The 24,686-nt window shown below is 70.6% G+C and carries 23 protein-coding genes; 13 read left to right on the top strand and 10 right to left on the bottom strand.

Annotated elements, in window-relative coordinates; genetic code table 11:
* Positions 1-13 precede the first annotated feature (13 nt).
* Positions 14-241, top strand: a complete 228-nt coding sequence (locus tag BR39_RS0121835; protein WP_029916149.1) for a ribbon-helix-helix domain-containing protein — start codon at positions 14-16, stop codon at positions 239-241.
* Here the strand turns inward: BR39_RS0121835 and BR39_RS0121830 are convergent.
* Both BR39_RS0121830 and BR39_RS0121825 read right to left on the bottom strand, forming a co-directional pair.
* Positions 238-471 carry a hypothetical protein gene (locus tag BR39_RS0121830; RefSeq protein WP_029916147.1) on the bottom strand — a complete coding sequence of 78 codons (234 nt, stop codon included), beginning with the start codon at positions 469-471 and terminating at the stop codon, positions 238-240. The two genes, BR39_RS0121835 and BR39_RS0121830, sit on opposite strands and share 4 nt — an antisense overlap.
* A 12-nt stretch (positions 472-483) precedes the next feature.
* On the bottom strand, positions 484-684 hold the full coding sequence (locus BR39_RS0121825; protein WP_029916145.1) for a hypothetical protein: 201 nt from the start codon (positions 682-684) through the stop codon (positions 484-486).
* 122 nt (positions 685-806) lie between these two features.
* Between BR39_RS0121825 and BR39_RS0121820 the strand changes: the two genes are divergently transcribed.
* From BR39_RS0121820 to BR39_RS0121805, 4 genes are all read left to right on the top strand, one after another.
* Complete coding sequence (locus BR39_RS0121820; RefSeq protein ID WP_029916142.1) at positions 807-3,200, top strand: ATP-dependent helicase; 2,394 nt, start codon at positions 807-809, stop codon at positions 3,198-3,200.
* Between the two features lie 84 nt (positions 3,201-3,284).
* Positions 3,285-3,713 carry a hypothetical protein gene (locus BR39_RS0121815; RefSeq protein WP_029916140.1) on the top strand — a complete coding sequence of 143 codons (429 nt, stop codon included), beginning with the start codon at positions 3,285-3,287 and terminating at the stop codon, positions 3,711-3,713.
* A 64-nt stretch (positions 3,714-3,777) separates the two neighbouring features.
* A complete protein-coding gene (locus BR39_RS0121810; protein WP_029916139.1) occupies positions 3,778-4,527 on the top strand; it encodes a DNA polymerase III subunit epsilon in 750 nt (249 codons plus the stop codon).
* A 72-nt stretch (positions 4,528-4,599) separates the two neighbouring features.
* Positions 4,600-5,436 (top strand): AraC family transcriptional regulator, encoded by an 837-nt coding sequence (locus BR39_RS0121805; RefSeq protein WP_029916137.1) that lies wholly within the window; start codon positions 4,600-4,602, stop codon positions 5,434-5,436.
* A 146-nt stretch (positions 5,437-5,582) separates the two neighbouring features.
* Here the strand turns inward: BR39_RS0121805 and BR39_RS0121800 are convergent, their stop codons facing one another.
* From BR39_RS0121800 to BR39_RS0121785, 4 genes are all read right to left on the bottom strand, one after another.
* Complete coding sequence (locus BR39_RS0121800) at positions 5,583-6,140, bottom strand: sugar O-acetyltransferase (RefSeq protein ID WP_304413051.1); 558 nt, start codon at positions 6,138-6,140, stop codon at positions 5,583-5,585.
* 72 nt (positions 6,141-6,212) lie between these two features.
* Positions 6,213-6,479, bottom strand: coding sequence for a DNA-binding transcriptional regulator (locus tag BR39_RS0121795; protein WP_029916135.1), 267 nt, complete (start codon positions 6,477-6,479; stop codon positions 6,213-6,215).
* A gap of 92 nt (positions 6,480-6,571) precedes the next feature.
* A complete protein-coding gene (locus BR39_RS0121790) occupies positions 6,572-7,042 on the bottom strand; it encodes a hypothetical protein (protein ID WP_035018860.1) in 471 nt (156 codons plus the stop codon).
* A 91-nt stretch (positions 7,043-7,133) separates the two neighbouring features.
* Positions 7,134-9,950 (bottom strand): ATP-dependent DNA helicase, encoded by a 2,817-nt coding sequence (locus BR39_RS0121785; RefSeq protein ID WP_029916132.1) that lies wholly within the window; start codon positions 9,948-9,950, stop codon positions 7,134-7,136.
* A gap of 104 nt (positions 9,951-10,054) precedes the next feature.
* Here BR39_RS0121785 and BR39_RS0121780 point away from each other — a divergent pair, with 104 nt between their 5' ends.
* On the top strand, positions 10,055-10,828 hold the full coding sequence (locus tag BR39_RS0121780) for an SIMPL domain-containing protein (protein ID WP_029916130.1): 774 nt from the start codon (positions 10,055-10,057) through the stop codon (positions 10,826-10,828).
* Between the two features lie 10 nt (positions 10,829-10,838).
* Here the strand turns inward: BR39_RS0121780 and BR39_RS0121775 are convergent, their stop codons facing one another.
* The gene (locus BR39_RS0121775) at positions 10,839-11,777 is read right to left on the bottom strand and encodes a tetratricopeptide repeat protein (protein ID WP_197026745.1); all 939 of its coding nucleotides are present in this window, start codon (positions 11,775-11,777) and stop codon (positions 10,839-10,841) included.
* 161 nt (positions 11,778-11,938) lie between these two features.
* On the opposite strand from BR39_RS0121775, the gene BR39_RS0121770 reads away from it, so the two are divergent.
* The 3 genes from BR39_RS0121770 to BR39_RS0121760 all read left to right on the top strand — a co-directional run bounded on the left by BR39_RS0121770 (position 11,939) and on the right by BR39_RS0121760 (position 15,781).
* A complete protein-coding gene (locus BR39_RS0121770) occupies positions 11,939-14,506 on the top strand; it encodes a ligase-associated DNA damage response DEXH box helicase (RefSeq protein WP_029916126.1) in 2,568 nt (855 codons plus the stop codon).
* Positions 14,507-14,531: 25 nt separating this feature from the next.
* Positions 14,532-15,236, top strand: coding sequence for a ligase-associated DNA damage response endonuclease PdeM (pdeM, locus tag BR39_RS0121765; protein WP_035018889.1), 705 nt, complete (start codon positions 14,532-14,534; stop codon positions 15,234-15,236).
* Positions 15,237-15,304: 68 nt separating this feature from the next.
* Positions 15,305-15,781: a hypothetical protein gene (locus BR39_RS0121760; RefSeq protein ID WP_029916122.1), complete on the top strand. Its 477-nt coding sequence runs from the start codon at positions 15,305-15,307 to the stop codon at positions 15,779-15,781.
* Here BR39_RS0121760 and BR39_RS0121755 read toward each other — a convergent pair whose 3' ends face one another.
* Together BR39_RS0121755 and BR39_RS27395 are read right to left on the bottom strand one after the other, a co-directional pair.
* Entirely contained in the window at positions 15,782-16,261 is a 480-nt protein-coding gene (locus BR39_RS0121755) for a DUF3429 domain-containing protein (RefSeq protein ID WP_029916120.1), read from the bottom strand. It abuts the gene before it with no gap.
* A gap of 172 nt (positions 16,262-16,433) precedes the next feature.
* A complete protein-coding gene (locus BR39_RS27395; protein WP_304413050.1) occupies positions 16,434-19,343 on the bottom strand; it encodes a peptidoglycan-binding protein in 2,910 nt (969 codons plus the stop codon).
* Positions 19,344-19,640: 297 nt separating this feature from the next.
* On the opposite strand from BR39_RS27395, the gene BR39_RS0121745 reads away from it, so the two are divergent.
* Positions 19,641-19,853, top strand: a complete 213-nt coding sequence (locus tag BR39_RS0121745; protein ID WP_029916117.1) for a hypothetical protein — start codon at positions 19,641-19,643, stop codon at positions 19,851-19,853.
* Here BR39_RS0121745 and BR39_RS0121740 read toward each other — a convergent pair.
* Positions 19,813-21,486, bottom strand: coding sequence for a bifunctional lysylphosphatidylglycerol flippase/synthetase MprF (locus BR39_RS0121740; protein WP_029916116.1), 1,674 nt, complete (start codon positions 21,484-21,486; stop codon positions 19,813-19,815). The two genes, BR39_RS0121745 and BR39_RS0121740, sit on opposite strands and share 41 nt — an antisense overlap.
* 207 nt (positions 21,487-21,693) lie before the next feature.
* Between BR39_RS0121740 and BR39_RS0121735 the strand changes: the two genes are divergently transcribed.
* The 3 genes from BR39_RS0121735 to BR39_RS0121725 are packed head-to-tail and all read left to right on the top strand — an operon-like array spanning position 21,694 to position 24,665.
* On the top strand, positions 21,694-22,899 hold the full coding sequence (locus tag BR39_RS0121735) for an acyl-CoA dehydrogenase family protein (RefSeq protein ID WP_029916115.1): 1,206 nt from the start codon (positions 21,694-21,696) through the stop codon (positions 22,897-22,899).
* A gap of 4 nt (positions 22,900-22,903) precedes the next feature.
* On the top strand, positions 22,904-23,530 hold the full coding sequence (locus BR39_RS0121730; protein ID WP_029916114.1) for a 2-hydroxychromene-2-carboxylate isomerase: 627 nt from the start codon (positions 22,904-22,906) through the stop codon (positions 23,528-23,530).
* A gap of 1 nt (position 23,531) precedes the next feature.
* Positions 23,532-24,665, top strand: a complete 1,134-nt coding sequence (locus BR39_RS0121725) for an acyl-CoA dehydrogenase family protein (protein ID WP_029916113.1) — start codon at positions 23,532-23,534, stop codon at positions 24,663-24,665.
* The last annotated feature ends 21 nt before the right edge of the window (positions 24,666-24,686 follow it).

Here is a 24,686-nt window from a genome sequence, read left to right as displayed (position 1 = left end):
GGGGACAGGCACGATGGGCAGTTTGAAGAAGCGTTCGATCAACCTGGCCGGCCACGCGACCTCCCTGGCCCTGGAGCCCGAGTTCTGGGCCGTGCTGCAGCAGGCGGCCGACGCCGACAGGATCAGCGTCGCCGCCCTGATCCAGCGCATAGACGCCGGACGCGGCGAGCGCCCGCTGGCCTCGGCCTGCCGGGTTTTCGCCCTTCAGCACGCCCAGGGCGCCGACGCCGGAACCGTCTAGCCCTGCTCGACGCCGGGCCCGGGCTTGGGCAGCGGGATCGGCGCCGGATTGGGCGTCCGGGGCAAGGCCGGCCGCTCCGGCAACCGCATCGACAGATCGGTCGTCTTCACGGTCAGCAGACCGGAGCGCCAGCCGCCGATCACCAAGGCGATGATCAGCAGCAGCACCCCCAGCATCGCCAGCCCGGCCACGCCCACGTGCTGTGGGCGGATTTCGTTATGACGGGCCATGGAGCCCCTCCCTTAGCCCGCGGGCTTGGGCGCGTCCGGAACCTTGGGCGCTTCCAGCTGCGGCGCGGAAACGTTGATGTCGACCTTCTTCTTCTGGGTCATGCCGCCTGTAAAGACGAAGTAGGCGATCACCGCCACGACCACCACCAGGGCGCCGATGATGAACGCCATGCCGGCGTTGCCGCCGCCGCCCGTATTGGTTTCTTCAGCCACGTCAGTCTCCTGCGATGTCCATCCCCGCCGAACAAACGGGAGGTGGCGGGCGAGGTTCCGACACAGACGCGGCCGATGGCGCGAGGGCTTAAGCCGGCGGAACTTTGTGCTACATATGTTCCATGTCTTCCGCCTTCGACTCGTCCGACTTCCCCGGTGATCTCCCCGCCCCCCGCATCTCCGACCTGGCCCGCCCGCGCGCGCCGGAGAGCGCGCCCCTGAACTATCTGGAGGGGCTGAACCCCGAACAGCGGGCCGCCGTCGAGGCCACCGAAGGCCCGGTGCTGGTGCTGGCCGGCGCGGGCACGGGCAAGACCCGGGTGCTGACCACCCGCCTGGCCCACATCCTGGCGACGGGCCGCGCCCGGCCGTGGGAGCTGCTGGTCGTCACCTTCACCAACAAGGCCGCCCGCGAGATGCGCGAGCGGATCACCCACATCATCGGCGACGAGGCCGAGGGCCTGCGCTGGCTGGGCACCTTCCACTCGGTGGCCGCCCAGATCCTGCGCCGCCACGCCGAGCTGGTGGGGCTGAAGTCCAGCTACACGATCATCGACACCGACGACCAGGAACGGCTGCTGAAGCAGCTGATCGAGGCCGAGAACATCGACGCCAAGCGCTGGACGCCGCGCGCCCTGTCCGGCCTGATCGACACCTGGAAGAACCGCGGCTGGACGCCCGACCGCGTGCCGCAGAGCGAGGCCGGCGAGTTCGCCAACGGCCGGGGCATCACCCTCTACCGCCAGTACCAGGAGCGGCTGCGCATCCTGAACGCCTGCGACTTCGGTGACCTGCTGCTGCACAACATCACGATCTTCACGGCCAATCCGGACGTGCTGGCCGACTTCCAGCGGCGCTTCCAGTACGTGATGGTCGACGAGTACCAGGACACCAACGTGGCCCAGTACCTGTGGCTGCGGCTGCTGGCCCAGGGCCGGCAGAACGTCTGCTGCGTGGGGGACGACGACCAGTCGATCTACGGCTGGCGCGGGGCCGAGGTCGACAACATCCTGCGCTTCGAGCGCGACTTCCCCGGCGCCAAGGTCATCAAGCTGGAGCGCAACTACCGCTCCACCGAGCACATCCTGGCGGCCGCCTCGGGCCTGATCGACGCCAACAAGAGCCGGCTGGGCAAGACCCTGTGGACCGAGGCCTCGGGCGGCGAGAAGGTCAAGGTCAGCGGCGTCTGGGACGGCGAGGCCGAAAGCCGGATGGTCGCCGACGAGATCGAGAAGGCCAAGCGCGCCGGCCGCAAGTACAGCCACATGGCCATCCTGGTCCGCGCCTCGTTCCAGATGCGGGCCTTCGAAGAGCGGTTCGTGATGCTGCAGATCCCCTACAAGGTGGTCGGCGGCCCGCGGTTCTTCGAGCGCGCTGAAATCCGCGACGCCCACGCCTATCTGCGCCTGATCCAGTCGCCCGACGACGACCTGGCCTTCGAGCGGATCGTCAACGTGCCCAAGCGCGGCATCGGCGACACCTCGGTGCAGAAGCTGCTGCAGATCGCCCGACTGGAGGGCATCTCCACGGTCGAGGCGGCCCGGGTGATCATCGGCGGCGACGACCTGCCCGCCCGCACCCGCACGGCGCTCAGCAACTTCCTGCGCGACCTGGACCGCTGGCGACAGCAGGCCACGGTGATCCCGCACCAGCGCCTGCTGGAGCAGGTGCTGGAGGAGAGCGGCTACACCGACGCCCTGCGCCTGGACAAGGGCCCCACCAGCCAGACCCGGCTGGAGAACCTGAAGGAACTGGTCCAGTCGATGAGCGCCTTCGACACGCTGGAGGCCTATCTCGAGCACGTGTCGCTGGTCATGGACCTGGACAAGGGCGCCGGCGACGACGCGGTCTGGATCATGACCCTGCACTCGGCCAAGGGCCTGGAGTTCCCGCTGGTCTTCCTGCCCGGCTGGGAGGAAGGCGTGTTCCCCAGCCAGCGCAGCATGGACGACAAGGGCGAGAAGGGCCTCGAGGAAGAGCGGCGCCTGGCCTATGTCGGCATCACCCGGGCCCGCGAGGAGGCGCGGATCAGCTTCGTGGCCAACCGCCAGGTCTACGGCCGCTGGACCAGCCAGCTGCCCAGCCGCTTCGTCGACGAACTGCCGCTGGCCCACGTCGATGCGGCGTCCGAGACCGGCTACTACGGCGGCGGTCCCGGCATGCAGCAGACGGTGTCGTCGCGCTGGGACGATCCGGGGACCAGCACCTTCACGGCCGGCAGCTATGACAGCCCGGGCTGGAAGCGGGCCCAGGAACGGGCGTCGGGCTTCAGCGAGCGCGGCTCGACCTGGCGTTCGGGCGGCTCGGCCGCGCGCTCGGCCCCGATCGAGGGCGAGGGCCGGCTGGTGGCGGTCTCGGCCAGCTCGGCGGCCAGCGCCTACAAGCGCGGCGACCGGGTGTTCCACGTCAAGTTCGGCTACGGCAAGGTCACGGGCGTCGAGGGCAACAAGCTGTCGGTGTCGTTCGACAAGGCCGGCGACAAGAAGGTGATCGACAGCTTCGTGGAAAAGGCCTGAGGCGGGGGCGGGTTACGGCTGATTGACGGGCCCCTGGACAGGGCGGAGCGTCACCACAGGTCGAAAACCTCTGGAGGACTCGCCTTGAAATCCGCCGCCCTGATCGCGACCGCGGTCGCCCTGCTGCTGCCCTGCGCGGCCCACGCCGAGGGCAAGGCCTGCGACGGCCTGAAGAACGTCACCTACGCCGGGATCATGCGCGGTCCGTTCGACAGGTTCCCGGACGCCTTCGCGGCTTCCAGCCTGACCTTCGACGCCAGGGGAACCGGCGCGGGGCGCGGCCTGATCGGCTACGACCCGGCCAGCACGGCGGCGGTCCAGAGCCCCTATTCCGGCGTGACCTGCATCGCCGACAGCGACACTTCGGGTAAGCTGAACTTCGGTCCCAGCCTGGGGTCGAACAGCTTCACCGTCCATGACGGCGGGTCGCGGCTCTGGGTGCGGCACGAAATCCCCGGACGGCCGCTGGCGGGCTGGCTGTTCCGTCTGCCCGCCCCTCCGAAGGCGCCCTGAGGCCTGAAACCCGGGATCCGGCGGCGCGCTGGATCGGGCGGTCTCCACGCCCCATATCTTGAGAATGATCCCTCCCCGCATCCGCGTCGTCGACCTGGAGACCGCCGGCGACGGCCCGCACGCCGTCTGCGAGGTCGGCTGGCAGGACGTCACGCAGGACTCGAGCGGCCGCTGGCGGGTCGACGAAGGCCGTGGCTCGCTGCTGGTCAATCCCGGCCGCCCGATCACGCCCGAGACCATGGCGGTCCACCACATCCTCGACGCCGACGTCGCCGGCGCGCCGTATTGGAAAGACGTCGCGGGCGGCGTCCTGAAGCCGGAAGGCGGCGTCCACGCCCTGGCCGCCCACCGCGCGGCGTTCGAACAACGCTACTGCACGCCGAGGTTCACGGGCGGCGCGGCGTGGATCTGCACCTGGAAGTGCGCCCTGCGGGTCTGGCCGCACCTGACCGGCTTCTCCAACCAGATGCTGCGCTACCAGCGCATGCCCGAGGGCCTGGTCCACGAGCTGGGTCTGCCGGCCCACCGGGCCCTGCCAGACGCCTATGTCACGGCCCATCACCTGCGCGACATGCTCGACGCGGCCTCGCTGGAGCAACTCCTGGCCTGGAGCCGCGAGCCCGGCCTGCTGCCACGGGTCCCGACCGGCCCGGAGCGCGGCAAGCCTTGGGACCGTCTCGCCGCCGAAGCCCTCTCGACGCTGGCGCAGGATCGCGATCCGAACATCCGCTTCAGCGCCGAGACCGAACTGCGCCGTCGGGGCGAAGCGCCCGCCGCGGCGGAGGCCGAACCGGCGCAGCGGACTTTGCTCTGAGCGCAATCGCGATCAAATAGGCCGGCGAAGCCCACGCTATCCAGATCGCACGCTTCGTCGCGAGACCCGCCCATGAACCCCGTCGAACAAGCCATCTGGTTCATCGAAAGCCATTTCGCCCAGCCCCTGGACCTGGGCGAGATCGCCCACGCCGGCGGGGTTTCGCGCTTCCACATGTCCCGCGCCTTCGTGGTCGCCACCGGTCGTCCGGTGATCGGCTATCTGCGCGCGCGGCGGCTGACGGAGGCCGCGCGGCAGCTGGCCCAGGGGGCTCCCGACATCCTGTCGGTGGCCCTGGAGGCCGGCTACGGCTCGCACGAGGCGTTCACCCGCGCGTTCCGCGACCAGTTCGGGATCACCCCCGAGCAGGTGCGGGCGGCGCGCGACCTGGACCCCCTCAAGCTCGTGGAGCCCATCGTGCTGGACGCAAGCCTTCGAACCGACCTTCCCCCGCCGCGTATCGAGCAGGGCCGCGCCCTGCTGATCGCCGGCCTGACCGGCCGCTACGGCTGCGAGGGCCCCGGCGGCATCCCCGCCCAGTGGCAGCGCTTCGGCGAGCACATCGGCCACATCCCCGGAGAGATCGGAGACGTCGCCTACGGCGTGGTGCTGAACGGCGACGACCTGGGCAATTTCGACTATGTCAGCGGCGTCGAGGTGGCCGACTTCTCCGACCTGCCGGAGGGCTTCGTCTCGGTGCGGGTCCCGGCCCATCTGTACGCGGTGTTCCACCACGCCGAGCACGTCTCGACCATCCGCCGGACCATGCACACGATCTACACCCAGTGGCTGCCGGAGTCGGACTACGAGCCGGCCGACGCCCCCTTCTTCGAGCGCTACGGGTCGGAGTTCGATCCGCGCACCGGCGACGGCGGGCTGGAGGCGTGGATCCCGGTGAAGCCGAAGTAGTCCCCCTTCAACGCCCCTGAACGGTTGTCATCCCGGAAGCCCCGCAGGGGCTGTCCGGGACCCAGGGGACTGGGCCAGCGCTTTGCGGTTCACCTGGGTCCCGGACAAGCGCTGCGCGCTTTCCGGGATGACAACAGTGAGGAAAGCTACTTGCCCCGCACCCGCGCGGGGTTGCCCACGACGGTCGCGCCCTTGGGCACGTCGCGGGTGACCACGCTGCCGGCCCCGATGATGGCGTCGTCGCCGACCGTCACGCCCGGCAGGATGATCGAGCCGCCGCCGATCCAGACGTTCTCGCCGATCACCACCGGCCGGGAATACTCGATACCGGTGCGGCGCTCGACCGGGTCGCGCGGGTGTTCGGCGGTGTAGATCTGCACGTGCGGCCCGATCGTCGTCGCCGCCCCGATGGTCACCTTGGTGACGTCCAGGATCACGCAGTTGAAGTTGAGGAACACGCCCTCGCCGACCGAGATGTTGTAGCCGTAGTCGCAGTGGAACGGCGGCCGGATGCTGACCCGGTCGCCGACCTCGGCGAACAGTTCCCGCAGCAGGGCGTGGCGTTCCGACGGCGGCAGGTCCAGGGCGTTGTAGCGCCCCATCCAGGCCACAGCCGCCTCGTGGTCGGCCATGATCTCCGGATCGACGGGGCTGTAGAGGTCGCCGGCCAGCATGCGCTGCTTCTGGGTGCGGGCGTCGGTCACGAGGCGAAAGGCTCCTTACTCGCCCCCTCCATGCCAGACGCGGGACCGGACGACAAATCTTGGCCCGGCGTCCTAGTGGCGCTCCAAGGCCTCGCGCACCGTGTCGGGCGCATGGTCGATGACCCGCAGATAGGCCGTCAGGGCCTCGTCGGGCCGCGATTGTCCCAGCTCGAGCGCCGCCAAGAGGTCCAGGGGAATGCAGAAGGCCCGCGCGAACTCGCCCTGCGAGAGGCCGCTTCGCCAGCGCACGCCCTGCACCAGGGCCCGGGCGGAGCGGGCGTGACCGGGATCGGCTTGGTCGTCGACGGCGACGTCGGCGGTGATCTGGGACCTGGTCATGCAACGCTCCTGGCACTTCCCCCCGACGCCAGGGTGTTTAGCCGCGTTCCGTTGCAGGAATTCGACGCGAATGCGTCGGACAGGCGACTCTATCAGGGCTTTTGCGACGCCGCCGCCCTGGCGGGCTGGGAAGCCAGGGCGCGGGCCTTGGCGTCGACGGCCTCGACGCCCTTCAGCGGGTCGCCGGCCGCCTCCAGGATATTGTTGAAGACCTTCAGGTCCTTGGTGCTGATCTTCTGGACGTCCTTGTCCTTGGCCCATTCCAGACCGATCAGCTGGCCCAGGCGGCAGGCCTTGGGCAGAAGGGCCGGCTGTTCGGCGGGACCGCCCTTGACCAGCAGCTTGCCGACGATGTCGTTCCAGTTGGGCGAACCGGGGAAGCAGAAGGTCAGGTGATCGCAGGTCCCGGTCCAGAACCGCTTGTACCAGCGCAGGTGCTCGTCGGTGTCGAACCGCAGGGCGTCGGTCGGCTTGACCACCGTGCGGCAGTCCGCGCGCACGAATTCGCCGGCCCGCGCGACCGGCGCGACACCCAGCGCCGCGACCACCGACAAGGCCGCCAAACCTCTACCCAACGCCACTTTGCAACATCCCGACGACGAACGCCCCGCATATAGGCGGAGCAAGCTTCACTGAAACCCCTCAGGGTTCTGATTAAGAACGATCTTCCGACAAAAATGCGGCGGTGGCCTCGATGGCCTCGACCAGGCTCACCCGCTCGATGGTCACGCCCTCGGGCAGGCCGGAGAACAGCCGCGTCGGGGCGGCGGCGTCCAGCATCACGAACACCCCGCGGTCGTCGGCCCGGCGGATCAGGCGGCCGAAGGCCTGGCTGATCCGCGCGCGTGCGGTGGAGTCGTCATAGCCCTTCCCGCCGAACCGCGCGCGGCGGGCCTTGTGCAGCACGTCCGGACGCGGCCAGGGCACGCGGTCGAAGACCAGCAGGCGCAAGCTGCGCCCCGGCACGTCGATGCCGTCGCGGATCGCGTCGGTGCCCAGCAGGCACGCGTCTTCCTCGGCCCGGAAGATGTCGACCAGCGCCCCGGCCTCAAGCGGATCGACGTGCTGGGCGTAGAGCGCCAGGCCCTGGTCGGCCAGCGGCCCGGCGATCCGCTCGTGCACCGCCTTCAGCCGGCGGATGGCCGTGAACAGGCCCAGCCCGCCGCCGCCGGCCGCCAGGAACAGTTCGCGCATGGCCGCCGAGACCTGGCGCGGATCGTCCTTGCCCACGTCGGTGACCACGAAGGCCCGGGCGTTCTTCTCGTAGTCGAACGGCGAGGCCAGGCGCAGAACCTTGGGGCTCTGCGGCAGGCGCGCGGCGCCCGTGCGCATCTCGGCCAGGGCGAAGGGGTCCTCCAGGGCCGGGTCGGTCAGGGTGGCGCTGGTCACCAGCACGCCGTGGGCGGGGCTGAGGACCGCCGCGCGCAGCGGCTCGGTCGGGTCCACCCAGTGGCGGCGGCAGGCGGCGTCGACGACGCGGCCGTAGAGGAACGTCGCCTCGAACCAGTCGACGAACTCGGGGTCGTCCTCGGCGTCCTCGTCGATGGCTTTCAGGATCGAGCGCCAGGCCGGCAGGGTCATGCGGGCCCGGCGGTCCAGGCCGCGCAACGCGCCCTCGATCCGCGCCCGCTCGCTGGTCGGCAGGGTGTCGGCCTCCTCGTCCAGCACGTCTTCCAGGTGGCGGGCCAGGGCCAGCAGCGGGGCCTCGATGGCCGCCAGGGCCTTGGCCGCCTCGCCGGCCCGCTCGCGGACCAGGTCGATGGCCGGGCGGGCAGCGCATTGCAGCCCCTGCTCGGCCGCGCCGGGACGGTCGGTGACCCGCGCCCGCAGCTGTTCAATCACCGAGACCAGGTAGGTTTCGATGGGCCCGATCGGATTGACCTGGCCGTCGGGCGGGGCGATGCGGCCCGACCAGCCCTCGCCCGGCAGGGCGGCGGCGGCCTGCAGGGCGGCGTTCAGGGCGCCGCGCGCACCCTCGCGCTCGCCGATGATGTCCAGCAGCCGGGCCTCCAGCCCCCTGCCCCGCCGCCCGCGTCCTTCCGGCCCGCGCAGCCAGCGCCGCAGCTCGGCGGCCTCGGCCCCGGACAGGGCGGCCGAGAAGGCGCTGTCGGCGGCGTCGAACAGGTGGTGGCCCTCGTCGAAGACGATGCGCTTCAGCGACGTGGTCTCGTTGTCGCCCTTCAGGCCCCGCGCCGCCCGGGCGCCGTCGAAGGCCGCCTGGCTCAGCACCAGGGCGTGGTTGGCGATGACGATGTCGGCCCGCTTGGAGGCCCGCACGGCCTTCTCGATGAAGCAGACGCGATAGTGCTGGCAGCCGGCGTGGATGCACTCGCCGCGCCGGTCGACCAGGTTGGCGGGCCCCGCCTGGGCCGAGGGGGCGATGGCGAACAGGGTCGGCAGCCAGGCCGGGAAGTCGCCGCCCGTCATGTCGCCGTCGCGGCTGGCGCGGGCCCAGCGGGCCGCCAGCGCCAGGCCGATCAGGTCGCCATTGCCCAGCTGGGCGGTATTGACCTGTTCCTGGAAGTTCAGCAGGCAGATGTAGTTCTCGCGCCCCTTGCGGACCACCGCCTTGCGGGCCCGGACCAGCGGATCGGGATAGATGGACTGGCTCTCGCGCTCGATCTGGCGCTGCAGGGCGCGGGTGTAGGTGCTGACCCACACCGACGGGCCGTTCATCTCGGCCCACACCGAGGCGGGGGCCAGATAGCCCAGGGTCTTGCCGACCCCGGTGCCGGCCTCGGCCAGCATCATTTGCGGCTCGCCCTCGCGGTCGCGGGGGGCGAAGGCGTAGGCGGCCTCGCGGGCGAAGGTGTCCTGGGCCTCGCGCACCTCGTCCAGGCCCGAGCGGTGCAGCAGCTCGCGCAGGCGCTCGCTGGCGCGTTCGGGATCGACGGGACGGCTGCCCGGCTCGCCAGCCGGCGCCTGGTCTTCCCACTCGACGGCGCGGGCCCAGACGTCGAGGCCGGAGCTGCGGAACTGGTTGCCCACCGGGGCCGAGCGCAGCGCGCCGACCACCGCCGGTCCCCACGACCAGCCGGCCCGGGCCAGGGTCTCGGCCACCGCCAGGGCCTCCTCGCGCGACGGCCGGGGCGTCAGACCCAGTTCGTGCAGCAGGGCCGAGGCGGCGTCGCGCAGGGTCTGGGCCTGAGCGGCCGCGCCCTTGGGCTCGGGCAGGCCCAGGGCGGTGGCCAGGCCCACGGCCGAGGGCGCGCAGAAGGTGGCCGGGCGGGTGAAGGCGTACAGCTCCAGCGCATCGAACACCCCTCGCCCGCGGGCCGGAGCCTGCAGGTTCAGCCGCTTGGCGGTCATTGAGGCGTGGGCCACCAGCACCGGGCCGTATTCGAACAGGTCGCGGGCGTCGGGCGTGCGCAGCACCCGCCCCTCGCCCGAGCCGTCGGCCACGCCGGCGCGCGGGCCGGGCAGCACCACCAGGGCGGGGGCGAGATCGAGGGCGGGAATCTGTGCGGTCACGCGCCCTTTTAGCGGATCGGCGACAGAAACGGAACGGGAACAATCCACAGCTTGGCGAAGAGATCAGGCTCTGCCATGGTCACAACCTCAAATGGAGCTTTCGCATGCGTCTTCTGCTTGTCGCCGCCTTGGCCTGCGTCCCCGCCTCGGCCGTCCTCGCCCAGACCCCGGAGCCGACCGGCCCGACCGTCACGGTGATTGGCAACGGCCGCGCCGAGGCGCCGGCCGACTACGCCTGGCTGTCGTTCAACCTGCGCGGCGAAGGCCCCAGCTCACCGGACGCGGTCTCGGCCCTGTCGACCACCCGGGGCAAGCTGGAGGCCAGCCTGGCGGCCCTGGCCAGCAAGCCGACGCTGGACGTGCGCAGCAGCACGCTGTCGATCCGTGAAGTCCGCCCCAAGGCCTGCAACGCCACCAGCTACGGCGCGCCCAGTCTCAGCACCGGCGAGTGCGCGGTGATCGGCAGCGTGGCCACGGTCGGTTTCCAGGTGAAGGTGACCCCGGCCAAACAGGTCGGCGACGTCGCCTCCCTGGCGGCCCAGTTGGGCGGCTCCGACATCAACGTCAGCAATGGCGGACTGATCGACGACCAGCCGCTGGAGGACAAGGCGATGCGTTCGGCCATCGCCGACGCCAAGCGTCAGGCTCAACTGATCGCCGAGAGTTCGGGCGGCAAGCTGGGCCCGCTCGTCCGGATCCAGGATTCCCAGGCGGTCAATATCGGCGCCTTCGGGGCTCCCCCGCCGCCGCCTCCGCCGCCGCCGGCGCGCGCCGAGATCGTCGTCACGGCGTCCAAGCTGGCCGCGCCCCTGACGATGGCTCCGCCGCCTATCACGCGCACGGCGCGGGTGACGGCGGTCTACAGCCTGCTGCCCTAGTCGGGGTCGGTCAGGCGATCGGGGTTTCCGAGGACCCGCCTTCGAGACGCTCGACGGCGTCCTCGGCCATCTCGGCGACCTCGTCGTCCTCACTCTCGGCGGCCAGGCGGTACAGCTGCACCGCCTTGGCGCGGCTGGCCTTCACGCCTTCGCCGTCCTCGTACATCTGGCCCAGATCGTAATAGGCCGTCAGGTTGCCGGCCTTGGCCGACTGGGCGTAGAGGCTGAGCGCCTTCTCGAAATCGACCGGGACGCCCTCGCCGTTGTGATAGGCGGCGGCGACGTTGGCCAGGGCCACCGCCGAACCGCGTTGGGCGGCGTCCACGTACAGCTTCAGGGCCTGGACCTCGTCGACCGGCACGCCGTAGCCCTGCAGGTAGTAGGAGCCCAGGTCGTTGATCGCGTCGACCGAACCGGCGGCGGCGGCCTTGCGCATCCAGGTCACGGCCTGGGTCTCGTCCGTGGGCACGCCCTGTCCCAGCTGGTAGGCCAGGGCCAGCTTGTACATCCCGCCCTCGTCGCCGCCCATGGCCGCGCGCCAGTACCAGCCCAGGGCCTGGGTCAGGTCATCGACGCTGGTCTCGTAGACCAGGCCGGCGTTGTAGGCGCCCAGGGCGTCGCCCTCGGCCGCGGCGGCCTTGTACAGCGACAGGGCCTTGGCCTCGTCCTGGTCCAGGTCGCCGCCTTCGAAATAGAGGTTGCCCAGGGCGATCATGCAGTCGGTGTCGCCGGCCTTGACCCCCTTCTCCAACCAGCGCACGGCGGCGTTGACGTCGCGCTGGTCGCCGTCGGCGTCCAGATAGCTGCTGGCCAGCAGGTCGTAGGCGGCGACGTCCCCGGCCTGGGCGCGGCGGAGGAGCTCGGCCCGGCTCGGCTCGGCGGCCGCGGCGGACGCCGCCGGAAGCGGGGCCGAAAGGGCCGGCGCGCCGATCGCGAGGATCGTCGCCAAGGCCAAGCCTGCAAAGCTGTTGCGAGCCATCGATGCCATCTGCGTCACGCCCCTAACGATCCCGTCCTTCGGGTAGTCTCGCGTACCACCGTTGTCAAAACACCGGAAAGCGGCAGGTAGCCGCATGGAAACGGAACGGGAACATGCTATAGGCGTGGGCAATGCTCGCGGCGACCGCCCTTCCTCCCCGCTTTGAACAGTGGTTCGCCGCGCGCGGCTGGGCGCCCAGGCCGCATCAGCTGGCCATGGTCGAGAAGGGCCGGCAGGGCCGCGACGCCCTGCTGATCGCCCCGACCGGCGGCGGCAAGACCCTGGCCGGCTTCCTGCCCAGCCTGATCGAGCTCTCCGAACGCGCGCCGCGCAACACGCCGGCCGGCGTCCATACCCTCTATATTTCCCCGCTCAAGGCCCTGGCGGTCGACATCGAGCGCAACCTGGCCACGCCGATCCGCGAGATGGGCCTGAACATCGTGGCCGAGAGCCGCACCGGCGACACGGGCGAGGCCCGCAAGCAGCGCCAGCGCCTGCGCCCGCCGGACATCCTGCTGACCACGCCCGAGCAACTGGCCCTGTTCTGCGCCTGGGAAGGCGCGCGCGAGTACTTCGCCGACCTGTCCTGCGTGATCATCGACGAGGCCCACGCCATCTGGCCCAGCAAGCGCGGCGACCTTCTGTCGCTGGGCCTGGCGCGCCTGCAGCGCTTCGCGCCGAACATGCGGCGGGTGGGACTGTCGGCGACGGTGGACGATCCGGACCTGGTGCGGCGGTGGCTGGGCGTGAACCTTCCAGATCCTCCCCCTTTGGGGGAGGTGTCGCGGAGCGACGGAGGGGGTAGCGAGACCGATCTCCAGCAGGCCCCCTCCGGCCCTTCGGGCCACCTCCCCCAAGAGGGGAGGATCTCCCACTCCGTCGACCTCGTCCTGGGCCAGGGCGGCGCCCAGCCGATCGTCGAGGTGCTGGTCTCGGGCGGCCGCGTGCCGTGGGCCGGACACACGGCCGAACACGCCATGGCCGAGATCTACGAGATCATCAAAGGCGCCAGGACCGCCCTGGTCTTCGTCAACACGCGCTTTCAGGCCGAGTTCGCATTCCAGGAGCTGTGGAAACTGAACGACGACGGCCTGGCCATCGCCCTGCACCACGGCAGCCTGGCGGCCGAGCAGCGGCGCAAGGTCGAGGCGGCCATGGCCCGCGGCGAGATCCGGGCCGTGGTCTGCACCTCCACCCTCGACATGGGCATCGACTGGGGCGACGTGGACCTGGTGATCCAGCTGGCCGCGCCCAAGGGGGCCTCGCGGATGGTCCAGCGGATCGGCCGCGCCAACCACCGCCTGGACGAGCCCTCGCGCGCCATCCTGGCTCCGGCCAACCGCTTCGAGTTCCTGGAGTGCCGCGCCGCCGCCGACGCCATCCTGGGCGGGCACCTGGACGGCGAGCCGGCTCGCATCGGTGCGCTGGATGTCCTGGCCCAGCACATCATGGGCTGCGCCTGCTCCGAGCCCTTCGCCCCGACCGAGCTCTATGACGAGGTCCGCGCCGCCGGTCCCTACGCCGACCTGTCGTGGGAGGACTTCGAGACCGTCGTCGACTTCGTCTCGACCGGCGGCTACGCCCTGCGCACCTACGACAAGTTCCGTCGCATCGTGCCGGGCCAGGACGGGCTCTGGCGGGCGCGCAACGCCCAGGCGGTGCTGGCCCATCGGATGAACGTCGGGGCCATCGTCTCGCCCGCCATGATCAATGTCCGCATCGGCGGCGGCAAACGCCCCATGGGCGGCCGCAAGGTCGGCGAGGCCGAGGAAGGCTTCTTCGAGGCCATGACGCCCGGCGACACCTTCGTCTTCGCCGGCCAGGTCTGGCGCTTCAACAGCCTGGTCGGGGCCGACGCCTTCGTCACGCCCGCCCCGGACAAGGACCCGAAGATGCCCAGCTGGGGCGGCTCGAAGTTCCCGCTGTCGACCTATCTGGCCGGTCGCGTGCGGGCGATGATGCACGACGAGCGCGAATGGCCCGCCCTGCCCCCCGACGTTCAGGAGTGGCTGAACTACCAGAAGGTCCGCTCGATCATCCCCGACCAGGACGAGATGCTGCTGGAGACCTTCCCGCACGGCAAGCGCTTCCACCTGGTGTGCTATCCGTTCGAGGGACGCCTGGCCCACACCACCCTGGCCATGCTGCTGACCCGCCGGCTGGACCGGCTGGGCGTCGGGCCGCTGGGCTTCGTGGCCAACGACTACGCGGTGGCCATCTGGTCGCTGAAGCCGATGGACCAGCTGGACCTCGACGAACTGTTCGCCCAGGACATGCTGGGCGACGACCTGGAATCCTGGCTGGACGAGAGCTTCCTGATGAAGCGGGCGTTCAAGGCCTGCGCCCTCATCTCGGGCCTGATCGAGCGCCGCCATCCGGGCATGGAGAAGTCGGGCCGCCAGGTGACCTTCTCCACCGACCTGATCTACGACGTGCTGCGCCGCCACCAGCCCGACCACCTGTTGCTGCGCTGCGCCCGGGCCGATGCGGCGACCGGTTCGCTGGACGTGGCGCGGCTGGGCGACATGCTGGCGCGGATCGGCGGCGGCCGCATCCGCCATGCGCCCCTGGACCACGTTTCGCCCTTCGCCGTGCCGATCATGCTGGAGATCGGCCGCGAACGCGCGCCAGGCGACGCGGCCGGCGAAATGGTGCTGGCCGAGGCCGAGGAAGACCTGATCGCCGAGGCGATGGCATAGTGAGAGTATCTGTTCCGTGACCCAACTGGCGTTCCAGATCGGCGACTGCGGCGGCCTGCGGCTCGAGATCGCGGGGACACGCGCGGTCCTGCGCCACTCCGGCGCCCTGTGGCTGGAGGCCGAGCGCACGATGGTGGTGGCCGACCTGCACTTCGAGAAGGGCAGCAGCTACGCCGCGCGGTTCGGCCAGATGCTGCCGCCCTACGACACCCGCGAGACCCTGGACCGGCTGGAGCGCGAACTGGCGGCGCTGTCGCCGGCCACCCTGGTCTTCCTGGGCGACAGCTTCCACGACGGCGCGGGCGAGGATCGCCTGCCGGAGGATGACCGGGTCCGCATCGCCGCCCTGGCCCTGGGCCGCCGGCTGGTTTGGGCGGTGGGCAACCACGACGAGGACGGACCCCGGACCCTGCCCGGCGACGTGGTCGACGAGGCCCAGCTGGCCGGCCTGACCTTCCGCCACGAGCCCCTGCCCGGCGCCCGGCCCGGCGAGGTGGCGGGGCATCTGCATCCGGCCGCCAAGGTGACCAGCGGCCGGGCCACGGTGCGGCGGCGTTGCTTCGTCACCGACGGGGCGCGCCTGGTCCTGCCGGCGTTCGGGGCGTTCACGGGCGGACTGAACATCCTGGACCCGGCCTTCGCCCCGCTGTTCGGCGGCCCGGCCCTCGCCGCCGCCCTGGGCCCTCGCCGCGTGCACGCGGTGGGCTGGAAGTCGCTGCGGCCCGACTAGCAATCCGACGGATCACCCTCCGCGTCCGGGCGTTTGATCCCCGGGACGTTGGACAATGGAGATTCGTGATGCGACCGATCCTGATCGGCATCGGCGCCGTTCTAGCCCTGTCGCCCTTGGCGACCCCGCAGGCCGCCGTGGCCGGCGAGCCCCCGGTCAAGACCGTGGCCAAGCTCGACGCCAAGGACCCGAAATACGACACCGAGACCTGCAAGGCCTTGCGCGCCAAGGCCATCGACTACGAAGAGCCCAATCTGCTCAAGAAGGCGGTTGGCATGGGCGGCAACGCCGTCGTGCCGTTCGCGGGCACCGTGGCCTCGGCCGCGCTGGGCATGCAGCAGAACACCAAGGAAGAGAAGCTGAGCAAGCAGGTGGCCGCCGCCTGCGTGTCCGACCCGTTGAACGAGGCGACGCCGTTTATCAATGCGCCCAAGGCCAAGGACGAGGCCGCCTCGACGGTCGTGGTCAGCGCCCCGGTGGCCGATGTCGCCACGGGCGCGGCGGCGGACGCGGCGGCGACCGAGGCGGTGGCCACCAACCAGTAGCTAGAGGTGGAGGGCCTGCTCGAGGGCGAAGGCCAGCGAGATGGCCGCGCCGGAGGTCAGCAGGGTGCGCAGGCGCGGACGCCAGGCGGGGCCGTCATGGTTGGTCACGTCCCACAGCCATTGCAGGATGAAGACCAGCAGAAAGCCCGAGAGCTGCCACGCGGGCTCGAACTTCAGGCCGCCCAGCAGCAGGCCGAAGCCGGCCAGGGGGAACAGCAGCGAAAGGCCCAGGGTCAGCCAGCGGGGGCTGGCGCGCTCGATCTCGAGACCGCAGCGCACGCCGCCCAGGTACGACATCATGGCGCTGGAATAGGCCAGCAGGCTGATCAGCGCGACCTGCCGCATGTCGATGGGGCCGTAGCAGAACAGGGCCGAGCAGACGATGAACGGGACCAGGGTGGCTAGGCCGCAAACCCATACGGCGGGGGGCACCGGCACGCGATCCTGCGTATGATCGGCCGTCGCTGCTTCGAACGCCATGTCTACTCCTTCGGGCGCGAGCTCCGACGCGCGCCCTTCCCCCCGGAAGGGACTGACTATTACCGAGGTCAGCCCATAGGTCCACGGACGATATTTGACCACAGGACACAGCCTGTGGATGAGTGCGGACGCTCGCACACCCGGAAGGGTTTGGGAAGCTTGGCCTTTAGGCTCAGCGGGCCCAGGTCGACAGGCGGCTGAGGGTGTCGCCGTCCAGGGCGCCCGACGGCTGCATGTTCTGGTCGCGCTGGTAGGCGGCGATGGCCATCTGCAGGGCCGGCGAGGTCACGCCGTCCTGGGGCCCCTGGTAGTAACCCAGCTTCGACAGCGCGCGCTGGGCGGTGGCCAGGCCGGCGCTGGGGGCGGCGGCCGAAGCCACGGCCTGGACGGGCGCGGCGGCCTGCGAGCGGAAGGCGCTGGCCGAACGCTCGGCGATCCGCTGGCCTTCGGCCGTCAGCTGGGCGCGCAGGGCCATGGCCCGGGCGCGCGAGGCCGTGTCGCCCGACCGCGCGGCGATCAGGTACCACTTGTAGGCTTCGGTCGGGTTCTGGCTGACGCCCCACCCGCCTTCATAGAGCTGGGCCAGGTTGAACTGGCTGTCGACCAGGCCCAGGTCAGAAGCCTTGCGGAACCAGCTGGCGGCCTTGGTCGAGTTCCGTTCGCCGCCCTCGCCCTTGTAGTAGTAGAGGGCCAGGTTGTGCATGGCGCGGGCTTCGCCGGCCGTGGCGGCGCGTTCGGTCCAGCGGCGGGCCTCGCCCAGGTCCTTCTTTACCCCGCCCTCGCCGACCTCGTACATCTTGGCCAGGTAGAACTGGGCGCGCGGCAGGCCCAGGTTGGCGGCCTTGCGCAGGTTTTCCAGGCCGGAGCGGTCCTTGGCCTCGATGCGGCGCACGCCGTCCTCGTAGAGGGCCTGGGCGTTCTCGGCCGGCGGCGAGACGGGCGCGGACTCGATCGGAACGGCCTCGACGGGCGTCGCGGCGCCTGCGGTCAGGGCCACGGCGGCGCGGGCGCCGGCCGGGCTGGTGTCGACCTCGGCCGAGCGGATCTCGCCGCCCGACTTGTTGGCAATGCCCTTGGCCACGCGGTCGGGAAGCGGCCCGCCCGCGCCTTCGGAATTGACGAAGAAGCTGGCCGCGCCCACGCCCAGGCAGGCGGCGGCGGCCGAGACCATCAGGGCGGTCTTCATGCCGCCCTTCTTGGCCTTCTTCTCGGAGCCCTTGGCGCCGAAGCCGGCGAACAGCGAGGTCGCGGGCTTCTTGGCCTTGGTCTTGTCCTTGCCCTTGGCGTCGCCGGCCAGGGCGGCCTGGCGCGCGGCGGCGCGGGCCTGCTCGATCACTTCGCGCGTCGACAGCGGGCGTCCGGCCGCGGCCGGCTCTTCCGGCGCCGAGAAGCCTGAGGCGCCGAACTCGGGGGCCGAGAAGTCGCTGTCGTAGTCGGCTTCCGGCTCGAACGCGGCTTCCGGCTCCAGGGCCGAGGTGAAGCCGTCGGCGGCCTCGAAGTCCTCGTCGCCGAACTCCAGGGCGGGCGGCTCGGCGGTCGGGAAGGCCGGAGCCTCGTAGGCCGGGGCCTCGAAGGCGGCGGGCGCCGCCGTGCGGGCCGGGGTCGAGGTCTGGGCCGGGATGAAGGCGGCCGGCTGGTGGAACACGTCCTCGGGGACGGCCTCGCCGCCGAACGAGAAACGGTCGCCGTCGTCGAACGGCGACGCGGCGGGACGGGCCGGCGGCGCGGCCGCGGCGGCCTGCTCGGCCAGGCGGCGCTGGGCGTCGGCCAGCTTGGTGTCGATCTTCTCGCGCGCTTCCTCCAGCAGGCGCGCGGTGCGCTCCTCGCTCTGGCGGATGCGGTCGACCAGTTCCTGCGACGTGCGCTCGTGGCGCTGGTTCAGGCGGTCGGTGACGCGGGTGACCTGGTCGCCGACGTCGTCGATGGCCAGGGCGTTGCGGCGCTCGGCGTTGCCGATCCGCTCGGCCAGCTTCTCGGTGATGCGGGCGATCTCGGCGCCCAGCTTCTCGAGGGCCTGGGCCTGGACGCTGTCGGCGCGGTTCAGCTTCTGGTCGATGCTGGCGGCGACCTGCTCGATGGCGGCGTTGGCGCGGGCTTCCGAGGTCTGGACCCGGCGGTTCAGGGCGTCGGCCATGCCGACCACCTCGCGGCCCATGCGCTCGATGGCCTGGGCCGAGCGCTGCTCGGCGGCCTGCACGTGGGCGGTCATCTCGCCCAGCTTGCGCTCCATGCGGTCGAAGCGGCCGTCGGCGCTTTCGCGCAGCTTGGCGGCCATCTCCATGCGGGCGGCCTCCATGCGCTGGGTCAGACCGTTGGACAGGTCGTCGAGGCGCTTCTGGACGCCTTCGCCCGGATTGCTGTCCTCGACGGTGCGCAGGCGGCCGTCCAGGGCGGTGAACGAGGTGGTCAGGGCCTGCAGGGCTTCGGCGGTGCGGGCCTCGGCGGCTTCCAGGCGCTGGCCCAGGCGGGCCACGACTTCCTCGACCAGGGCCGACGGATCGCCGGCCCCGACGCCGGCCTGGTTGTCCAGACGCTGTTCCAGGTGGGCGATGGTCTCGCGGGTGCGGGCCTCGCCCTCGTAGAGGTGGCCGGCGACCTTGCCGAGCGCGCCTTCAAGGGCGCGCAGGGCCTCGGCCGAGCGCGGACCGGCGGCCTCGGCCTCGATCCGGCGCAGCCGCTCGGCGGCGCGGGTCTGGTCGGTCTTGATCTCGTCCACCGCGCCCTCGAAGCGGGCGGCCACGGCCACCTGCTCGCGCTCGGCGGCCACCAGGCGCTGCAGGGCGCCGCGCACGGATTCGTCGATGCCGGAGATGGCCTGGGCCGAACGCTTCTCGGCCGCCTCGATGCGGTCGGTCAGGCGGTCCAGGGCGACGGCCACGCGGCCGACCTCATCGGCGGGATGCTCGCGCGCCTCGATGCGCGACGGCGCGCCGCGACGGTCGGTCTCGTAATAGGAGGGGTTGGCGCGGTCGTTGTTGACGGCCAGGGACGGACGGCTGGGCTCGCCGAAAGCTTCCAGGGCGGCGGCGTCGAAACCCTCGCCCTCGATGATCATCCGGTTCAGCCATTCGCCCAGCGTCATGCCGGAGCGACGCGCGAGGTCTTTAGCGACCTCACGGGCCTTGGGGTCGATCCCCTTAACGCTCCATGGCGCGGCGGCCGTCATCCGAATCGTTCCCTATGCACCTGGGAACCAACGCTAGACACCGATTCCTAGCGTGTAAACGCGACCTCAACCGCTACATATAGCAATGGTCAAGATTAACTGTGGATGGTTAACAGGCACACTTCTCCAACGTGTGTACCTAAGATTCGGCTGCACGTGGTTAACGCGCGTTAACGATTTGCATGGCTGATTGTCGCAGGCCATGAGAGGCGAATGGAGCTTCAAACCACCATCGCCGTCGCCGTCGCCGCCCTGCTGTTCGCCGTCTTCTGCGGCTGGCGCGGGGCCCGTCCGATCAATGTTTTAAAGGGCCCGCGCATGATGCCGTGGCGCCCGCTGATGGTGGCCGGCGCCGTCGTGGCCCTGCTGATGGCGGCCCATATCCTCAATCTGCTGGGGATGAAGACGGGCGACCCGCGCTACTAGGTCGCGGCCTTTTCGTCAGTCCGGAGACGCCGCCGGACGACAGCAGGCCGATGTCCGCAAGCAAAAAGGGTATGGCCCACTTGTGAGGCGCGGCAATGTAGCGCGGCTGCCAGACCGGATCGTACTTGTCCTTGTACCGCCGCACGCCCTGGAAATTGTAGATCTCCTCGCCGCGCTCGTAGAGCAGGCGGCCCACGCGCGACATGATCGGCGCCAGCGGGCGATCCTCCAGGCCGGCCAGCGGGGCCACCCCGAACTCGAACGCCTGGTAGCCCTGCTCCTTGCCCCAACCCAGCAGCTCGACGAACAGGTAGTCCATCACGTTCTTGGGCGCGTCGTCGGAATAGCGCATCAGGTCCATCGAGAACGAGACCTTGTTGGCCGTCGTCCAGAGGGTGGCGAAGGCGACGATCTGGTCCTCGACCCGCACCAGGGCGACCGGGAACTCGGCCACGTAGCGCTCGTCGAAGCCGCCCATCGAGAAGCCCTTCTCGCCGCCGGCGTGGTGGGCCAGCCAGGCGTCCGAGATCGTCTTCAGCGTGGGCATGATGGTGTGGACCTGGTCGGCGGGCAGGACCTCGAAGGCCGCCCCGCCCTCCCCGGCCTTGCGCCAGTTGCGCCGCAGGACCTCGCGGCGGCGGCCGGCCAGCGAGAAGGCCTCCAGCGGCACCGCGGCGCTCTCGCCGGTCTTCTGGATGGCCAACCCTAAGTCGACGCTGTCGGGCAGGTCGGCCGGACCCAGGGCGTAGAAGCCGGCGCGAGCGGCGTGGGCGTCGGCCAGTTCGCGGAAGCGCCAGAACAGCTCCATGCGCTCATCGTCGCGCCCGACCGGCGGCCCCATGGCGATCCACGAGCGGCCGCGCACGCCGAACATCAGGAAGCTCTCGCCCGAGACCGAGAACAGGAAACGCTTGTCGCCCAGCAGGGCCAGGTTCGACGGCGGCTCGGCGCTCTCGGCCTTGGCCAGGATGGCGCGGACCCGGTCGAAGTCGGGGTCGGTGTCGTCCACCACCGGCGGCGTGGCGGGGGTGGCGATCAGCCGCCAGACGCCGATGGCCATCAGCACGATGGCGGCCGCGGCCGACGAACGGATGGCCCGGGCCACTTCGCGGTCGCCGATCGTCTTCATCACCGACTGCGAGGCGTATTCGGTGTGGGCGAAGGTCCACCAGCCGCACAGGGCCACCCCCACCAGGGCCGCCGCCGCCGACAGCAGCCAGCCGGGGGTGATCTCCATCCGCGTCAGGGCCGCCTTGCGGGGGAAGGCCTCGTGGAACGGCAGCATGGCCAGCATGATGCCGGTCAGGATCACCGTCTCTTCCCAGTTCAGCCCCTTGAACAGGGCCAGGATCGCGCCGCCGGCCAGGGCGAACAGCGCCGCCCACCAGGCCGCGTCCAGGCGCGAGCGCAGGCCGAAGGCCAGCAGGATCAGGACCAGGCCCAGGATCGACGAGACGAAGTGGCTGACCTCGATCAGCGGCCCGGGCGCGACGGCCACCCAGATCGCGAAGCGGGTCGGCTCGGACGGCGTCGCGCCCGAGGCCAGCAGCAGGATGCCGGCGCAGGCCGCCAGGATGGCCGACAGCGTCGGCGCGACGGCGAGGAAGGCTGGCCTCAGTTGCGGCGCGGACATCAAGACCCCTGATCGGCGAATCCCGGCGGGACACGTCATCGGTGTCCTCTATAGCGCGCCTCCCCTCGAATGGTCGCCCGCCGCGTGACGAACAGGCGTTTGAATCAGCTTGCCCCCGTCGATCCATGGCGTAGTCTGACGACCAAGGAAGCCAAATGGCGGCGCGGAAAAGCGCCGCGAGACACGACGAGACGAGGGAGAACGGCCATGGCGGATTTCGGCGGCGGCGACCTGGACGCCTTCAGGGCCGAGACGCGGTCCTGGCTGGAGGCCAACTACCCCGCGTCCCTGAACGCCCCGATGACCGAGGACGACGCACCCTGGGGCGGCAAGCGGTTCAAGTGGAAGAACCCCGACGCCAAGCTGTGGCTGGACCGCATGGCCGAGCGCGGCTGGACCGCCCCGATGTGGCCCAGGGAATACGGCGGCGGCGGCCTGTCCAAGGCCCAGAACAAGGTGCTGGAGCAGGAGCTGCGCCGCATCAAGGCCCGCCCCGCCCTGATGAGCTTCGGCATCTGGATGCTGGGCCCGGTGCTGCTGGAATACGCCACCGAGGAACAGAAGAAGCGCTTCCTGCCCGAGATCGTGCGCGGCGAGACCCGCTGGTGCCAGGGCTACAGCGAGCCGGGCGCGGGTTCGGATCTCGCGTCTCTCCAGACCAAGTGCGAGGACAAGGGCGACCACTGGCTGATCAACGGCCAGAAGGTGTGGACCAGCTACGCCGACCAGGCCGACTGGATCTTCTGCCTGGTGCGCACCGACACCACCAAGAAGCACGAGGGCATCTCGTTCGTGCTGTTCGACATGACCTCGCCCGGCGTCGAGGCCCGGCCGATCAAGCTGATCAGCGGCTCCTCGCCGTTCTGCGAGACCTTCTTCGACAATGTGAAGGTCCCCAAGGAACAGCTGGTGGGCAAGGTCAACGGCGGCTGGGACATCGCCAAGCGGCTGCTGCAGTACGAGCGCCAGAACATCTCGGCCTCGGGCTTCGGCGGCGGTGGCGGGCTGGACCTGGTCGAGGCGGCCAAGAAGGAGATCGGGGTCGACGCTTTGGGCAAGCTGGCCGATGGCGACCTGCGGGCCCGCATCGCCCATCACCGTATGGACGCCCACGCCTTCATGCTGACCGTGCGCCGCGCCGAGGCGGAGTCCAAGCAGGGTTCGGGCCCCAGCGCCGCCGTCTCGATCATCAAGTACGCCGCCGCCAAGATGAACCAGGAGCGCACCGAGTTGCTGGTCGAGGCCCTGGGCCTGCAGGGCCTGGGCTGGGAGGGCGAAGGCTTCGCCAAGGACGAACTGGCCGTCCCGCGCGCCATGCTGCGCGCCAAGGGCAACTCGATCGAGGGCGGCACCAGCGAGGTGAACCTCAACGTGGTGGCCAAGCGCGTCCTCGGGCTGCTGGACCATCAATAGAGCCATGATCGAGTTCTGGTACGAATTCGGCAGCACCTACAGCTACCCAGCCGCCATGCGCGTCGAGCGCCTGGCCCAGGCGGCGGGCGTGGCCGTGGCCTGGCGACCGTTCCTGCTGGGGCCGCTGTTCCATGACCAGCAGGGCCTGAACGACAGCCCGTTCAACGCCTTCCCGGTCAAGGGCGAGTACATGTGGCGCGACCTGCAGCGGGTCTGCGACCTGGAGGGCCTGCCGCTGGTCCATCCCAGCCAGTTCCCGCGCAACGGGCTGCTGGCCGCGCGCGTCGCCATCGTCGGGCTGGAGGACGGCTGGACGCCGGCCTTCAGCCGCGCGGTCTACCAGGCCAATTTCGTCGACGACCACGACATCTCCAGACCCGAGGTGCTGGCCCCGCTGATCGCCTCGATCGGCGCGGGTCCCGACGAGGTGCTGGCCGCGGCCGCCACCGATCCGATCAAGGCCCGCCTGAAGGACCACGTCCGCCAGGCCCGGGAGCGCGGCCTGTTCGGCGCGCCCTCCTTCGTCACCGCCGACGGCGAGCTCTTCTGGGGCAACGACCGTCTCGAACAGGCCCTGGACTGGGCCGTCCGTCATCAGAACTTTGAACATTCCATTGGGGAGCAAGCCTGACATGGCCGTCCTGACCGAAGAACAGACCATGCTGCGCGACGCCGCCAAAGGCTGGACGCAGGACAGCGCCCCCGTCGCGGCCCTGCGCAAGCTGCGCGACGGCGGCTCCAAGCAGAGCTTCGACCCGGCCGCCTGGAGCGAGATGGGCGCCATGGGCTGGGCCGGGGTGATCGTGCCGGAAGACTTCGACGGCTCGGCCTTCGGCTATCTGGGCCTGGGCCTGATCCTCGAGGAGACCGGTCGCAACCTGGTGGCCTCTCCCCTGCTCTCCACCGCCATGGTCGGCGCTTCGGCCCTGGCGCTGGGCGGCTCGGACGCCCAGAAGGCCGCCTGGCTGCCGAAGATCGCCACGGGCGAGGCGGTGGCCACCCTGGCGATCGACGAGGGCGCGCACCACGCCCCGCTCAACACCACGCTGACAGCGAAGGAAGGCGGCGCCGGCTTCGTCCTGAACGGCTCCAAGACGTTCGTGCTGGACGGCGAGGCCGCCGACCTGCTGATCGTCGCGGCCCGCACCTCGGGCGCGGCCGGCGACAGCGACGGCCTCACCCTGTTCCTCGTGCCGGGCGACGCCAAGGGCGTCACCCGCAAGCATCTGGCCCTGATCGACAGCCGGGGCGCCGCCGAAATCGCCTTCGACAAGGTCGAGGTCGGTGCCGATGCGGTCCTGGGCGAGGTCGGCAAGGGCTGGGCGATCCTGGAGCCGGTGCTGGACCGCGCCTATGCCGGCCTGGCCGCCGAGATGCTGGGCACGGCCACCGCCGCCTTCGAGATCACCCTGGACTACATCAAGACCCGTACCCAGTTCGGCCAAGTGATCGGCACGTTCCAGGCCCTGCAGCACCGCGCCGCCAAGCTGTTCACCGACCTGGAGACCACCCGTTCCTGCGTCGAGGCCGCCCTCGAAGCCGCCGACGCCGGCGGCGACACCCGCCTGCTGGCCTCGCTGGCCAAGGCCAAGGCGTCCGAGGTCCTGCACCTGGCGTCCAACGAGATGGTCCAGATGCACGGCGGCATCGGCATGACCGACGCTCACGACGCCGGCCTCTACATGAAGCGCGCTCGCGTCGCCGAAGCCCTGTTCGGCTCGGCCTCGTTCCACCGCGACCGCTACGCGCGGCTGTCCGGCTTCTAGGCTTAGCCCTAGGAACCGCTG

This window comes from Caulobacter sp. UNC358MFTsu5.1 (assembly GCF_000712075.1).
Classification (GTDB): domain Bacteria; phylum Pseudomonadota; class Alphaproteobacteria; order Caulobacterales; family Caulobacteraceae; genus Caulobacter.
Note: the sequence above shows the minus strand (reverse complement) of the source record. Positions and strands in the feature narration are given on the sequence as shown.

What these genes read in the sequence shown, in the direction of transcription:
- BR39_RS0121725 (WP_029916113.1), top strand. Translation starts at nt 23,532, where the DNA reads ATGGCCGTCCTGACCGAAGAACAGACCATGCTGCGCGACGCCGCCAAA.
- BR39_RS0121740 (WP_029916116.1), bottom strand. Translation starts at nt 21,486, where the DNA reads ATGTCCGCGCCGCAACTGAGGCCAGCCTTCCTCGCCGTCGCGCCGACG.
- BR39_RS0121735 (WP_029916115.1), top strand. Translation starts at nt 21,694, where the DNA reads ATGGCGGATTTCGGCGGCGGCGACCTGGACGCCTTCAGGGCCGAGACG.
- BR39_RS0121770 (WP_029916126.1), top strand. Translation starts at nt 11,939, where the DNA reads ATGCTCGCGGCGACCGCCCTTCCTCCCCGCTTTGAACAGTGGTTCGCC.
- BR39_RS0121835 (WP_029916149.1), top strand. Translation starts at nt 14, where the DNA reads ATGGGCAGTTTGAAGAAGCGTTCGATCAACCTGGCCGGCCACGCGACC.
- BR39_RS0121810 (WP_029916139.1), top strand. Translation starts at nt 3,778, where the DNA reads ATGATCCCTCCCCGCATCCGCGTCGTCGACCTGGAGACCGCCGGCGAC.
- BR39_RS0121795 (WP_029916135.1), bottom strand. Translation starts at nt 6,479, where the DNA reads ATGACCAGGTCCCAGATCACCGCCGACGTCGCCGTCGACGACCAAGCC.
- BR39_RS0121745 (WP_029916117.1), top strand. Translation starts at nt 19,641, where the DNA reads ATGGAGCTTCAAACCACCATCGCCGTCGCCGTCGCCGCCCTGCTGTTC.
- BR39_RS0121830 (WP_029916147.1), bottom strand. Translation starts at nt 471, where the DNA reads ATGGCCCGTCATAACGAAATCCGCCCACAGCACGTGGGCGTGGCCGGG.
- BR39_RS0121820 (WP_029916142.1), top strand. Translation starts at nt 807, where the DNA reads ATGTCTTCCGCCTTCGACTCGTCCGACTTCCCCGGTGATCTCCCCGCC.
- BR39_RS27395 (WP_304413050.1), bottom strand. Translation starts at nt 19,343, where the DNA reads ATGACGCTGGGCGAATGGCTGAACCGGATGATCATCGAGGGCGAGGGT.
- BR39_RS0121760 (WP_029916122.1), top strand. Translation starts at nt 15,305, where the DNA reads ATGCGACCGATCCTGATCGGCATCGGCGCCGTTCTAGCCCTGTCGCCC.
- BR39_RS0121780 (WP_029916130.1), top strand. Translation starts at nt 10,055, where the DNA reads ATGCGTCTTCTGCTTGTCGCCGCCTTGGCCTGCGTCCCCGCCTCGGCC.
- BR39_RS0121730 (WP_029916114.1), top strand. Translation starts at nt 22,904, where the DNA reads ATGATCGAGTTCTGGTACGAATTCGGCAGCACCTACAGCTACCCAGCC.
- BR39_RS0121805 (WP_029916137.1), top strand. Translation starts at nt 4,600, where the DNA reads ATGAACCCCGTCGAACAAGCCATCTGGTTCATCGAAAGCCATTTCGCC.
- BR39_RS0121755 (WP_029916120.1), bottom strand. Translation starts at nt 16,261, where the DNA reads ATGGCGTTCGAAGCAGCGACGGCCGATCATACGCAGGATCGCGTGCCG.